Source organism: Pseudaeromonas aegiceratis (genome assembly GCF_046254905.1).
GTDB lineage: Bacteria > Pseudomonadota > Gammaproteobacteria > Enterobacterales > Aeromonadaceae > Pseudaeromonas > Pseudaeromonas aegiceratis.
This window is the reverse complement of record NZ_CP158016.1, coordinates 1,141,329-1,154,834: the sequence shown is the minus strand read 5'-3', so window position 1 is coordinate 1,154,834 and position 13,506 is coordinate 1,141,329. Positions and strand designations below refer to the sequence as shown.

10 protein-coding genes are annotated in these 13,506 nt (G+C 64.1%); 3 read left to right on the top strand and 7 right to left on the bottom strand.

Going from position 1 to position 13,506, the window contains the following annotated elements; translation table 11 throughout:
• Nucleotides 1-57: 57 nt before the first annotated feature.
• Together ABHF91_RS05505 and cls are read right to left on the bottom strand one after the other, a co-directional pair.
• The gene (locus ABHF91_RS05505; RefSeq protein WP_409422464.1) at nucleotides 58-1,350 is read right to left on the bottom strand and encodes a DUF945 family protein; all 1,293 of its coding nucleotides are present in this window, start codon (nucleotides 1,348-1,350) and stop codon (nucleotides 58-60) included.
• Nucleotides 1,351-1,469: 119 nt separating this feature from the next.
• Nucleotides 1,470-2,948 carry a cardiolipin synthase gene (gene cls / locus ABHF91_RS05500; protein WP_409422463.1) on the bottom strand — a complete coding sequence of 493 codons (1,479 nt, stop codon included), beginning with the start codon at nucleotides 2,946-2,948 and terminating at the stop codon, nucleotides 1,470-1,472.
• Between the two features lie 158 nt (nucleotides 2,949-3,106).
• Between cls and ABHF91_RS05495 the strand changes: the two genes are divergently transcribed.
• Entirely contained in the window at nucleotides 3,107-3,613 is a 507-nt protein-coding gene (locus ABHF91_RS05495) for an NlpC/P60 family protein (protein ID WP_409422462.1), read from the top strand.
• A 280-nt stretch (nucleotides 3,614-3,893) separates the two neighbouring features.
• Here the strand turns inward: ABHF91_RS05495 and purL are convergent, their stop codons facing one another.
• Nucleotides 3,894-7,784 carry a phosphoribosylformylglycinamidine synthase gene (gene purL / locus ABHF91_RS05490; RefSeq protein WP_409422461.1) on the bottom strand — a complete coding sequence of 1,297 codons (3,891 nt, stop codon included), beginning with the start codon at nucleotides 7,782-7,784 and terminating at the stop codon, nucleotides 3,894-3,896.
• 207 nt (nucleotides 7,785-7,991) lie between these two features.
• Here purL and mltF point away from each other — a divergent pair, with 207 nt between their 5' ends.
• Both mltF and ABHF91_RS05480 read left to right on the top strand, forming a co-directional pair.
• On the top strand, nucleotides 7,992-9,479 hold the full coding sequence (gene mltF / locus ABHF91_RS05485; RefSeq protein WP_409423084.1) for a membrane-bound lytic murein transglycosylase MltF: 1,488 nt from the start codon (nucleotides 7,992-7,994) through the stop codon (nucleotides 9,477-9,479).
• An 87-nt stretch (nucleotides 9,480-9,566) separates the two neighbouring features.
• Entirely contained in the window at nucleotides 9,567-9,704 is a 138-nt protein-coding gene (locus tag ABHF91_RS05480; protein WP_409422460.1) for a hypothetical protein, read from the top strand.
• Nucleotides 9,705-9,778: 74 nt separating this feature from the next.
• On the opposite strand, the gene ABHF91_RS05475 is transcribed toward ABHF91_RS05480, so the two are convergent.
• The 4 genes from ABHF91_RS05475 to ABHF91_RS05460 all read right to left on the bottom strand — a co-directional run bounded on the left by ABHF91_RS05475 (nucleotide 9,779) and on the right by ABHF91_RS05460 (nucleotide 13,505).
• On the bottom strand, nucleotides 9,779-10,009 hold the full coding sequence (locus ABHF91_RS05475) for a zinc ribbon domain-containing protein (protein ID WP_409422459.1): 231 nt from the start codon (nucleotides 10,007-10,009) through the stop codon (nucleotides 9,779-9,781).
• A 90-nt stretch (nucleotides 10,010-10,099) separates the two neighbouring features.
• Entirely contained in the window at nucleotides 10,100-11,602 is a 1,503-nt protein-coding gene (der, locus tag ABHF91_RS05470) for a ribosome biogenesis GTPase Der (protein ID WP_409422458.1), read from the bottom strand.
• Between the two features lie 75 nt (nucleotides 11,603-11,677).
• Nucleotides 11,678-12,874, bottom strand: a complete 1,197-nt coding sequence (gene bamB / locus ABHF91_RS05465; RefSeq protein ID WP_409422457.1) for an outer membrane protein assembly factor BamB — start codon at nucleotides 12,872-12,874, stop codon at nucleotides 11,678-11,680.
• On the bottom strand, nucleotides 12,855-13,505 hold the full coding sequence (locus ABHF91_RS05460) for a YfgM family protein (RefSeq protein WP_409422456.1): 651 nt from the start codon (nucleotides 13,503-13,505) through the stop codon (nucleotides 12,855-12,857). The genes bamB and ABHF91_RS05460 overlap by 20 nt, the downstream gene beginning before the upstream one ends.
• Between the last annotated feature and the right edge of the window lies 1 nt (nucleotide 13,506).

Below are 13,506 nucleotides of genomic sequence, written 5' to 3'. Positions count from 1 at the left end.
CTAACGCAAACGGCCCCCTCGCATGAGGGGGCCGTTTGTTTATCCGGCTGACGTTAGTTACAGCGGCAGCGGCAGGCCGTTGGCGGTGGCCCTGTGATCGGCCAGCTTGAACTCCACCAGCAGGTTGCCCAGCTCGTTGCGTCTGAGGTAACCGTTCTGCAGCAACGTGTCCAGGTTGGCGGCCAGCTGGGGGATCTGCTCGGCCAGCTGGGGAGCCAGCTCCACCTGCAGCGCGCCCTGGCTCTGTTGCAGCAGGGCCAGCGGATTGGGCTGGGAGGCCACATCATAAGGCGGCAGGGTCAGCTCGCCGGCCAGCTTCAGGGGGGCCCGATCGATCTGCACCTGCAACGGCGCCAAACCGACCTTGAGCCCCTTTTGCCCCATCAGGCTGAGGCTGGCCAGGGCCAGCTCCGGCTCCTGGGGCGCGCCGCTTTGCTGCTGATTGAGCACCGTCTCGTAGCCCATGCGGTCCACGCCATCCAGGGTCAAGGCCAACTGCAACTGATCCAGGCGATGCTGGCCGCTGGCCTCCTGCACCTGCAGGCTGTCCAGCCCCACCTGATAGTGCAGATCCAGCCGGCCATCCAGGCCGCTGCCGCGCTCCGTCTCCTGACTGCCGAGACGCAGACCCGCCAGGCTCAGATGCTGCCCCTCCTGCTGCAACCGCAAGCCCTTAAGCGCCAGCTGACTGGTGGGGGCATACCAGGCCCGTCCCAGCCGCTTGAGATCCAGGCTCAGGCTCACGGGCTGCACCGTCAGCTGCGCCTTGGCCGCCGCGTCACTGGCCTCCAGTCCCTGCCAGCTGAGGTTGATGCTCATGGCCGACTCCCCGAGGCCCTGGACGGTCAGATGCAGCGGCGACCAGCCCAACTTGCCGTCGGCATCGGCAAACTGCCAGCTGTCCAGGCTGAGATCCAGATTCAACCCCGAGCTGAACAGGCCGGCCTGCCAGTTCAAGACCAGCGGCAGGCTGGCCTGATGGTTGGCCTCGAGCCAGCGGCCCAGGCTGCCTCGGCTCTGATCCAGGTTACCCTGGCCACTGACTCCCCAGGGGGTGAAGGACTGGAACAGGCTGGTGCTGACTTCCAGCGGAGCCTCCAGCACGGGGGCCTCCTCCCCCAGGTACTGATCGAAGAAGGCCTGTTCCAGGGTCAGGTGCAATTGCCCCTGGCTGCGGAACCAGCCCTCCGCCATGCTCTGCCACTGGGCGTGGACACCGGGCAGTTGGTTGAGTCGAGTGACGGCCTGCTGGCGCTGGGCATCAAACAGGCGGCTGCTGTTGGCGCAACCGGCCACATACCCCAGGCCGCCCAAGCCGATCAGCAGGGCCACGGTGAGTTTCCTGTTCATGAGATCCGTATCCTTACGCGGGTGTTACAGGTATCAGCTGGCAGCACGTTAATCCCTGCCCCGAATGGGGGCAAGGATAACGACTTGATTCTTTGAACTTATCCAGAATAAGTCCGCGCTCAGAGCAGCGGACTGAGCAGATAGAAGAGATTCTCCCGCAGTCGATGCCAGCGGGAGCGCTGGCGCCACTGCTGCCAGCTCATGGGGCGGGCACGCTGCAGGTAGTCCTGCTGCACCCGCGCCAACTCGCCGGCAAAGCCGGGGTCATCCACCAGCAAGGTGGCTTCGAAGTTGAGCCAGAGGCTGCGTCGGTCCAGATTCACCGTGCCCACCAGGGCCAGGGCCTCGTCCACCAGCACGCTCTTGGTGTGCAGCAGGCCATCGTGGAAGCGATAGATCTCCACCCCGGAGGCCAACAGCTCCTCGAAGAAGGCCTGGCTGGCATAGGTCGCCATCAGGGAGTCGTTCTTGGCAGGCAGGATCAGCTGCACCCGCACCCCGCGCTCCGCCGCCACCTGCAAGGCGGCGGCCAAGGGATCGTCCGGCACGAAGTAGGGGGTGGTGAGCACCAGGGTATGGCGAGCCTGATAGATGGCCTGCAGCAGTATCTGCTGGATACAGTCCCCGCCGGTGAAGGGGCCGGACGGCACCAGCTGCACCTGCTGATCCGGCTCATCCAGGTATTCGGGATTGTGCTGTTGCGCCTCCAGCAGCCGCTCGCCGGTCTCCATCTCCCAGTCCCGCACGAACAGGGACCAGAACAGGGGCACCACGGGCCCCTGCTGCCGTACCATGATGTCGATCCACTGACCCACCCCGGCACCGCGCTTGAAGAAGCGCGGATCCACCAGGTTCATGGATCCCGTGTAGGCCACCTGATCGTCGATCACCACCAGCTTGCGGTGCATGCGCAGGTCTTGCCGCTGCAAGGGAATGCGCCAGGCCCCCACCGGCAGCACCTCCACGAGGCGCACCCCGGCATCCGACAGCCGCCGCGGCCAATCGGTCTTGAAGAAGGCGGCGCTGCCCACCGAGTCCAGCAGCACCCGGCACTCCACGCCACGGCCGGCCGCCGCGATCAAGGCATCGGCCACCTCATCCACCCAGCCCCCCGGCTGCCAGATGTAAAACTCCAGGAAGCAGGAGACCTGGCTGGCCTGGATGTCCCGGGCCAGGGCAAACAATATTTCGTTGGGTTCGGTCAGGAGGGCCAGGCGGTTGCCCTTGAGCAGGGGCGAGCCCAGGCGCGCCTCCACCAGCTCCACCAGGGGCTGGGCCTGATGGCTGGGTTCGGCCAGCGGATGGGCAAACTGGCGCACCAGCTCGCGGATCCAGCGCCCATAGGGGGTGTACATGGCCACCGCCCGCTCCACCCGCTTGCGTCCCAGGCGGATTTCGCCAAACAGCAGATAGCTGACGATGCCCAACCCCGGCAGTATGTAGATGAGAAACAGCCAGGCCAGGGAGACACCGATGGGCCGCCGCTTCATCACCACCCGTACCGAGATCCCCACCATCAGGGCCAGGTAGCCGACAAACAGCAGCCAGCCGAGAAAGTCGTAGGCCAGCTTGAGCAGATCCCAGTCCCCTTGCACCATGTCTCTCCTGGATTTTTGCTTCACGTTACCGTCTCGCCATGCGCAAAACCAGCCTGTCGCGACACTTCTGGGGCCTGGGCCAAGGTAAGACTTGCCTGAAACCGTAAAATCCCCCACCCTGAGCAGCAGTTTCTGCTCTTATCGGAAGGGAGTTCCCCGTGCTGCGCCCAGCCCTGCGCCCTACTCTGCCCTTTGCCCTGACCCTCTTGCTGCTGGCCGGCTGTCAAAGCCCACCGCCCCCCGTCACCCACACAACACCCCAGACGGTGGTGGACAGCGACCTGCTGCTCGATCCCCTGCTGATCCGCGCTCAGCTGTTCGAGCAGTATCACCACTGGAAGGGGGTGCCCTACCGGGCCGGTGGCCAGAGCCGTCGCGGGGTGGATTGTTCCGGCTTCGTCCAGCTCACCTTCGCCGAGCGCTTCGGGCTGGATCTGCCGCGGGATACCTCAGGCCAGGCGACCCAGGGGCGCCCTGTGAGTCAGCAGGCCCTGCAGCCGGGGGATCTGCTGTTCTTCAAGACCGGCTACCACACCCGCCATGTGGGCATCTACCTCAAGGATCGCCAGTTCCTGCACGCCTCGACGAGCCACGGCGTCATCATCTCCGAGCTGGACAACCCCTACTGGTCCCGCCACTACTGGCAGGCCCGCCGCCTGCCCTGAACGCCGCATAAAAAAAGCCGCCTCAAAGGCTAATGCTGGTCAGTTAAGAAACAGAGATACTCATGAATGGCCGCCAGAGGCAAGCCATCCCCCTCCTAACCTCCCCCTTGGTAAGGGGGAGGAACGATTTTTCCCTCCCCTTGTTCAAGGGGAGGGTTAGGGTGGGGTTGGCTTTTGCCTCAAAAAACCGTGTCGTTGATACAGTTAAGGCGCCAACGGCGCCTTAACTGATGAGCATTAGCCTCAAAGGCGGCTTTTTACTGCTTAACGTGCTGCTCTCTTAACCCAACCAGACCCGGGCGTTGCGGAACATCCGCATCCAGGGGCTGCTCTCGCCCCAGTCGTCCGGGTGCCAGGAGTTGGCCACGGTGCGCATCACCCGCTCTGGGTGCGGCATCATGATGGTGACCCGACCATCTGTGGTGGTGAGGCCCGTTACCCCGGTGGGCGAGCCGTTGGGGTTGAAGGGGTAGGCTTCGGTGGCCTGGCCGTAGTGGTCGCTGAAGCGCACCGCCACGGTACCGCTGGCGTTGATGGCCGCCAGGTGCTGGGCATCCCGCACCTCGACCCGGCCTTCACCGTGGGACACGGCGATGGGCATGCGGGAACCGGCCATGCCGGCGAAGAACAGCGACGGTGACGCCTGCACTTCCACCAGGCTGAAGCGGGCCTCGAAGCGCTCTGACTCGTTGCGCACGAAGCGCGGCCACAGCTCGGCACCGGGGATCAGATCCTTGAGGTTGGACATCATCTGGCAACCGTTACAGACCCCCAGGGCGAAGGTATCGTCCCGATGGAAGAAGCCCTGGAACTGCTCCCGGGCCCGGGGGTTGAACAGGATGGACTTGGCCCAGCCCTCACCGGCCCCCAGCACGTCCCCGTAGGAGAAGCCGCCACAGGCCGCCAGCCCCTGGAAGTCCGCCAGCTGGATGCGGCCACCCAGCACGTCGCTCATGTGCACGTCCTGACAGGCGAAACCGGCCCGGTCGAAGGCCGCCGCCATCTCGCTGTGGGAGTTGACCCCCTGCTCACGCAGTATGGCCACCCGCGGACGCAGACCCTTGGCGATGTAGGGTGCCGCCACGTCCTGCTGCACGTCGAAGCTGAGGCTGGCATGCAGACCGGGGTCCTGGGCATCGAACTTGGCCTTGAACTCGGCATCGGCGCAGGCCGGGTTGTCCCGCAGGCCCTGCATCTGGTGGGTGGTCTCGGCCCAGACGGTGCGCAGGTGCACCCGGTTTTCGCACAGCACGTTCTGCCCGTTGCGGGTGAAGCGCAGCTGATCGTCGTCGTTCAGGCTACCGATGACATAGGTGCAGCTGGCCAGGCCATGGCCGGCCAGGGTGGTGAGCACGGCTTCCTTGTCGTCACGGCGCACCTGGATGACGGCGCCCAGCTCCTCGGCAAACAGCACCGCCAGATCGTCGTGACCCAGCTGATCCAGCGCCACGGTCAGACCCGTCTTGCCGGCGAAAGCCATCTCCGCCAATGTGGTGAACAGGCCGCCGTCGGAGCGGTCGTGATAGGCCAGCAGCTTGCGCTCGGCCACCAGGACCTGAATGGCATTGAAGAAGGCCTTGAGCTGGGTGGGGCTGTCCACGTCCGGCGCCTCGTTACCCAGCTGCTTGTAGACTTGGGCCAGGCAGGAGCCGCCCAGACGGTTCTTACCGTTGCCCAGATCGATGAGGATGAGATCGCTCTCCCCCAGATCGCTGCGCAGCTGCGGCGTGACCGTGTTGCGCACGTCTTCCACCCGGGCAAAGGCGGTGATGATGAGGGACAGGGGCGCGATCACCTCCCGCTGCTGTCCATCCTGCTCCCAGCGGGTCTTCATGGACATGGAGTCCTTGCCCACCGGTACCGTGATGGCCAGCTCGGGGCACAGCTCCTCGCCCACCGCCTTCACCGCCTCGTAGAGGCCGGCATCTTCGCCGGGGTGACCGGCGGCGGCCATCCAGTTGGCGGAGAGCTTGACCCGGGTCAGATCGCCGATCTGGGCGGGTGCCAGGTTGGTGAGGGACTCGGCCACCGCCAGGCGGGCGGAGGCGCCGTGATCCAGCAGGGCCACCGGGGTACGTTCCCCCATGGACATGGCTTCACCGGCATAGGTGTCGTAGCTGGCGGCGGTGACGGCACAGTCGGCCACCGGCACCTGCCAGGGGCCCACCATCTGATCCCGGGCAACGAGACCGGTCACGGTCCGGTCACCAATGGTGATGAGGAAGGTCTTCTCCGCCACTGTGGGCAGACGCAGGATGCGCTCCGCCGCCTCCTTGACGGTGGCGCCGTCCAGCTGCAGGGCCTGGCCCTGGGCCGGCAGGCGACTGACCTGACGGTGCATCTTGGGCGGCTTGCCCAGCAGCACCTCCAGGGGCAGATCGATGGGCTGGTTGCCGAAGTGGCTGTCTGAGAGGGTCAGGTGACGCTCTTCGGTCGCCTCGCCCACCACCGCATAGGGGGCGCGCTCCCGGCGGCACAGCTCTTCGAACTTGGCCAGCTGATCGGCGGCCACCGCCAGCACGTAGCGCTCCTGAGATTCGTTACACCAGATCTCCAGCGGGCTCATGCCCGGCTCGTCGTTGGGCACCTTGCGCAGCTCGAAACGGCCGCCGCGCTCGCCGTCGTTCACCAGCTCCGGCATGGCGTTGGACAGGCCACCGGCCCCCACGTCGTGAATGAAGACGATGGGGTTGTCTTCCCCCATCTGCCAGCAGCGGTCGATGACCTCCTGGCAGCGGCGCTCCATCTCGGGGTTGTCCCGCTGCACGGAGGCAAAGTCCAGATCCTCGGCGGACTGGCCTGAGGTCATGGAGGAGGCGGCGCCGCCCCCCAGCCCGATATTCATGGCGGGGCCACCCAGCACGATGAGCTTGGCTCCCACCGGGATCTCACCCTTCTGCACGTGCTCGTCACGGATGTTGCCCAGGCCGCCGGCCAGCATGATGGGCTTGTGATAACCGCGGATCTCCACGCCGTTGTGGCTGGGGACCTTCTCCTCATAGGTACGGAAGTAACCCAGGATGTTGGGGCGACCGAACTCGTTGTTGAAGGCGGCAGCACCCAAGGGGCCGTCGATCATGATGTCCAGGGCGGTGACGATGCGGCCGGGTTTGCCAAAGTCGGTTTCCCAGGGTTGCTGGTGGCCAGGAATGCGCAGGTTGGAGACCGAGAAGCCGCACAGACCCGCCTTGGGCTTGGAGCCGCGGCCGGTGGCACCCTCGTCGCGGATCTCGCCGCCGGAGCCGGTGGCCGCCCCCGGGAAGGGGGAGATGGCGGTGGGGTGGTTGTGGGTTTCCACCTTCATCAGGATCTGAATGGGCTCCTGATGGTATTGATATTCCCCGGTTTCCGGGCTGGGGAAGAAGCGTCCGGCCTCGGAACCCACCATGACGGCGGCGTTGTCCTTGTAGGCCGACAGCACATGCTCACTGTGCTGTTCGAAGGTGTTCTTGATCATCTTGAACAGGGACTTGTCCTGCTTGACCCCGTCGATGGTCCAGTCGGCGTTGAAGATCTTGTGCCGGCAGTGCTCGGAGTTGGCCTGAGCGAACATGTACAGTTCGATGTCGTTGGGATTGCGGCCCAGCTTCTTGAAGCTGGTCACCAGGTAGTCGATCTCGTCATCGGCCAGGGCCAGGCCCAGCTGCACGTTGGCCTCGGCCAGGGCGGCGCGACCACCAGCCAGCACGTCTACACTGGTATGGGGCGCCGGGGCGTGATGGGCGAACAGGGCCTCGGCAGCCGGCAGGCTGTCGAACACCGCCTCCATCATGCGATCGTGCAACAGGGCAGACACCTGCTGACGCTGGGCGGCATCCAGGCCGGCCGCCCCCACGTAGTAGGCAATGCCGCGCTCCAGGCGCACCACCTGAGACAGACCACAGTTACGGGCGATGTCGGTGGCTTTGGAAGACCAGGGGGAGATGGTGCCGGGGCGAGGAGTGACGAGGAACAGGTGACCTGTGGGGGCATGCTCGGCGATGGTGGGGCCATAGGTCAGCAGCTTGGCCAGGGTATCCTGTTGGACCTCATCCAGGGGGGCGCTCAGCTCGGCAAAGTGGACATATTCGGCATAGAGGTCGGTGATGTCCAGGTCCAGTTCGGCAAAGTTGGCCAGCAGCTTTCTGAGCCGGAATTCAGACAGCGCGGGCGCTCCTCGTAAGATTTCCATGGTGCCAATTCTCGCTTGGTTGGGAGGGGGGAAAACGCAGTGCGCGTATTATAGGGAGGGGGCTTTGTGATGTCGACCGCAACAGACAAACGTTTGGCCGGCATAAGGGTGTGACATCCACAGGGGCCTTTGGTATAAAACCCGAGCAACCGATAACCGGGAAAACCCTTGCACAGTAGATTTAGCCTATTCCATACAAGAGTTAACCTGTTGATTTTATTGATTGGTGTTCTATTTCTTGGCGCCTGCAGCCAAGAAGCAGGGCAAAACCAACTCAACGAAATAAAACGGCGAGGTGAACTGCGGGTCGGCACCCTCTACAGCAGCACGACCTATCGACTGCTGGACAGCGCCCCCACGGGCCTGGACTACGAGCTGGCCAAACGCTTTGCCGACTCCCTGGGAGTGCGGCTCAAGATCGTGCCCGCCTACCAGACCCAACAACTGTTCGATCTGCTGAGCCGTGGCAAGGTGGATCTCATCGCCGCAGCCCTGGCGGTGACCCCCAAGCGGCTGCAGTGGCTGCGCTTCACCCCCTCCTATTATCTGGTGCAGCAGAAGCTGGTCTACCGCAATGGCCGCGCCCGCCCCGGCTCCCTGGCCGACATCAAGGAGCCCATCGTGGTGGTCAAGGGGTCCAGCCACGAGGATCTGCTGCAGAGCCTGAGCCAGCAATTCGACAGCCTGCCATGGCAGGTCCGGGCGGAGGGCGACAGCGAGGCCCTGCTGCGGGAGGTGGCGGAAGGCAAGATCGCCTACACCATAGTGGATGACACCCTGCTGGCCCAGAACCAGCGTTTCTATCCGGAGCTGGCGGAGGCCATGACCCTCTCCCCCCCCACCCCGGTGGGCTGGGCCCTCTCCCGGCGGGAAGATGACACCCTGTACGCCGCCCTCATCGACTTCTTCGGCCAACGCAATCAGGACGGCACCCTGGCCAAGCTGGACGAGAAGTACTTCGGTCACGTGCAGTCCTTCGATTACGTGGACACTCACACCTTCTTGCAGCGGGTCAAGGAGATCTTGCCCAAGTACCGCCAGCTGTTCGAGTCCTATGCCCAGGGGCTGGACTGGCGGCTGCTGGCCGCCATCAGCTACCAGGAATCCCACTGGAACGAGGCGGCGCGCTCCTATACCGGGGTGCGCGGCCTGATGATGCTGACCCTGGAGACCGCCAAGGAGCTGGGCATAGTCGATCGCAAGGATCCCGAGCAGAGCATCAAGGGCGGGGCCGCCTACCTGCGCCAGCTCATCGACAAGGTGCCGGACTCGGTACCCAAGGATGAGAAGATCTGGTTTGCCCTGGTGGCTTACAACATGGGCTATGGCCACATGCTGGATGCCCGCCGCCTGACCAAGCTCAGGGGCGGCAACCCCGATGCCTGGCGGGATCTGAAGGAGAGCCTGCCCCTGCTGCACGAGGCCCAGTGGTACAGCAAGACCCGCTACGGCTATGCCCGTGGCCGGGAGGCCCGGCTCTACGTGAACAACATCCGCCGCTACTACCAGAGCCTGCGCATGTATGACGCCACCGAGCGCCAGCAGGAGGAGCGGCGTCACTTCAGCCAAAGCTGGGTCAATATCGCCACCCGTACCCCCAGCGAGCCCCCCACAGCGGCGGCTCCCGCCACCCCGTCGGAGACGCCGGCCGCCACGCCGGCCCAGGGCGACGACCGGATCCCCTCCTCTTCCTGATACTTTTTTCGGCTTTTCTCAGGTTAATTTTCTGTTACTATCCAGGCTGACAGTCGATCAGACTGCCCACCCTCAGGAGGTACCATTATGAGAAGAAAAAGAGGGGTATTGCAGCGTCGGAAACGCGCCGAGCCCTGGTATGGGCACCGCAGACGGGTCACCATCCGCCGCGTGCGCAAGCTGGCCACCCGCCGGTTGACCTTCTTCCTGACACAGAGCTACTAAACCGCAGAGTGTCTCTGCCAACCACCCACAAAAAAGGAGCCTCAAGGCTCCTTTTTGGTGTCTGACCGTCTGACTCATTGCGGCTTGATATCGAAGCGGGCGGCCCGCTTGGACACCAGGTTGTTGCACCGGTTACAGAAGAAATCCACCGCACCGCAGGCCTGCACCCGCTCCAGCTCGCTGTCGCACTCGGGACAGTGGGGCGTGAGGCGGAAGGTCTTGCCACACTGGGTGCAGCTGGTTTCGCTACGGCGGGGATCCAACCCCTCGGCCTGACAGGCCGGACAGATCAACAGAAAGGCCATCTTCTCTCCTTCTGGGAGACTCGGCTCCCGGTCTATAGCCAGACACAGCCGAGGCACGGGCAGCCAGCTCCCCGTGCCCACGACCGCTTACTACTTCTTGACGAACTTCATCAGGCGCCGGCGCTTGCGGATCTGGCTCTGGGTCAGCTTGTTCTTCTTGCCCTCGTACGGGTTGTCCCCTTCCTGGAACTCCACATGGATGGGGGTCCCCATGATCTTCAAGGCGCGACGGAAGTAGTTGATGAGATACCGCTTGTACGAGTCCGGCAGATCCTTGACCTGGTTGCCGTGCACTATGATGCGCGGCGGATTGTAACCACCGGCGTGGGCGTACTTGAGCTTGACCCGACGACCACGCACCAGAGGCGGCTGGTGGTCCTCGGTGGCCATGCGCATGATGCGGGTCACCATGGCGGTACTCACTCGACGGGTGGCGGACTGGTACGCCTCCTGAATGGACTCGAACAGGTGGCCGACGCCGGTGCCGTGCAGGGCGGAGATGAAGTGGATGCGGGCGAAGTCAACAAAACCCAGGCGACGCTCCAGCGCCTCCTTGATATCGTCCTTCACGTCCTGATCCAGGCCGTCCCACTTGTTCACTGCGATGACGATGGAGCGGCCGGTCTGGATGGTGAAGCCCAGCAGGCTCAGATCCTGATCCGACAGGCCGTCTCTGGCGTCGATCACCAGGATCACCACGTTGGCATCCTCGATGGCCTGCAGCGTCTTGATGACGGAGAACTTCTCCACCGTCTCGTAGACCTTCTTGCGCTTGCGCACCCCGGCGGTGTCGATGACGATGTACTGCTGCTCGTCACGCTCCAGGGGGATGTAGATGGAATCCCGGGTGGTGCCCGGCATGTCGAAGACGATGACCCGTTCCTCACCCAGCATGCGGTTGGTCAGGGTGGACTTGCCCACGTTGGGGCGCCCGACGATGGCGAACTTGATGGGCAGATCCGCAAACGGCACGGCATTCTCGAGGGACTCCTGCTCGGCGGCGGCCAGCTCCTCCTCGGTGGGCTCCGGCTCCCAGCCGCTGTCCCACTCGGCCTCCTCGTCAGAAGCCTCGTCTTCGTCGCTCTCCTCGTCCTGCAGCTCCTCCAGATAGGGGGTCAGGGCCTGCTCCAGCAGACCATACACACCACGGCCATGGGCCGCCGCCATCTGGTAGACCTCCCCCAGGGCCAGGGCGTAAAACTCGCCCACCACGGAGTCCGCATCCAGGCCATCCACCTTGTTGGCCACCAGGAAGACCTTCTTCTTCTGGCGACGCAGGTGGTTGGCGATGCCGATGTCGGCACTGGTGAGGCCGGCTCTGGCATCCACCAGGAACAGCACCACGTCCGCCTCGTCGATGGCCAGCAGGGACTGCTCCGCCATGTGCAGCTCGATGCCCTCTTCGGAGCCGTCGATACCGCCGGTATCCACCACGATGAACTCCATTCTGCCCAGCTTGGCCTGGCCATACTTACGGTCCCGGGTCAAGCCGGGGAAATCCGCCACCAGGGCGTCCCGGGTGCGGGTCAGGCGGTTAAACAGGGTGGACTTGCCCACATTGGGACGGCCCACCAGGGCAACAACAGGTGTCATAATGACCTCATTTATCAAATACAAAGGCTCCTGATCCAGGGATCAGGAGCCAAAAAACAGCACGTTGGCCTGCGGTTAGGGATGCTGCAGGGCCACCAGATCGCCACTGCGGGTCTGCAGGTAGACGGTATCCCCATCCACCAGCGGCGGCACATAGAGGCCATCGCTGTCGTATTTCTGCATCGCCACTATCTGGCCATCATCGTCACTCAGCCAGTAGAGGTAGCCTTCGCCATCCCCCACCAGCACGTAGTCACCAAACACCACGGGGGCGGTGACATTGCGGTAGGAGAGCTGGCCGTTGGTCCAGCGCTCGCGCCCATTGGTACGATCGACGGAGTAAACGTGGCCCTTGCTGTCGGTGAGCAGCAGATCGATGAGGCCAAAGGCCAGATCCTGGTAGGAGGCGTAGCGCCGCTTCCACAGCTCATCCCCACTGATCAGCTTCTGGGCCACCAGCTCACCATTATAGGCGATGGCAAACAGCTCATTGCCGATGACCAGGGGAGCGGCATCCACATCCACCATGCGCGCCAGCTCGGTGGAGCCGGTGGGGTTAGCCACCTTGGCGATGTGGGCCAGCTGGCCGTTTTCCAGCAGCAGCACGTTCAGACGACCATCCGCCCGCCCGTACAGCACACCGCCGGAGGTGATCACCGGCCGGGAGACGCCCCGCAGCGTCAGCTTGGGCAGATCGTCGCTAGCCGACCAGAGCAGGTGACCATCATCGGCATCCAGGGCAAACAGCTTGCCGGCGGAGGTATTCACCACCACCTTGCCGTCGTCCACCGCCGGCGCGGCCAGGATTTCGCCCGCCACTTCGCTCTGCCACAACAGCTCGCCGGTCTCCTGGGACAGGCAATAGAGCACGCCGTTCTCGGAACCGACAAACAGGTGCTCATAGCTGGCGGTGAGACCACCGGCCAGCCGCGGGCTGCGGCGATTGTCGTTGATGGGCAGATCCGACAAGTCCTGCTTCCACAGCAGCTTGCCGTCATGCTTGTCCAGTGCCACCACCTGGCCATCCCGGGCGGCGGCAAACAGACGATCATCGGCGATCACCGGCGCCAGCTGGGAGTAGTACTTGCCCACCCCATCCCCCACGGAGTGCTTCCACAGGGTCTTGGCGGAGAATTGAGCCTGCACCTGGGGCACAGGATCCATCACCACCACGTCTTCCTCGCCGCCGAACAGGGAGCAGCCGGCCAGGCTCAGGGTCGCCAGCAGGGGCAGGCTCCAGCGCAACAGGGGCTTATGCTTGGGGCTTGGCATCGGCACTGTCCTCGGCATTTGCCAGGTCATCCAGCTTGGCAGCCACGGCAGGGTTGCCGTTGATGCCGGCTGCCGCCAGGGCGGCCTGATAGGCAGTACGGGCTTGATCCTTTTCGCCCTGCATCAAGAAGAGATCGCCACGCACCTCGGCCACCAGGCCGGCGTAGGAGGCTTCCTTCAGTTCATCCAGCAGATTGAGGGCCGCGGCATAATCGCCCTGCGCCCCCAGCACCCGGGCCAACCGCAGGGTGGCCAGGGGCTTGAGTTCGGCATTGTCGCTGGCGGTAGCCACCCGCTTGAGCTGCTCCACCGCCAGCGGCAGCTGGTTTTGCGCAATGGCGGCAGAGGCCAGTTGCAGCGCGGCCAGATCCCCGTAGGTGTCCTTATGGGCAGCCACGAAGGCTTCACCGGCCTTGATGGCGGACTCGCCACCGGCCTGCATCTTTTCCATCAGTTGGGCATACTCGGCAGAGGCGGCTTCCTGCTGACCCTGACGATAATCGTTGTAGTAGCGCCAGCCGAACAGGCCCAGCAGGCCCAGCACTGTGCCGGCGATGATGGACTTGCCGTTCTCCGCCCACCACTCCTTGATGGCCTCGACCTGTTGTTCTTCTGAGTTGTAGATTTCCAAG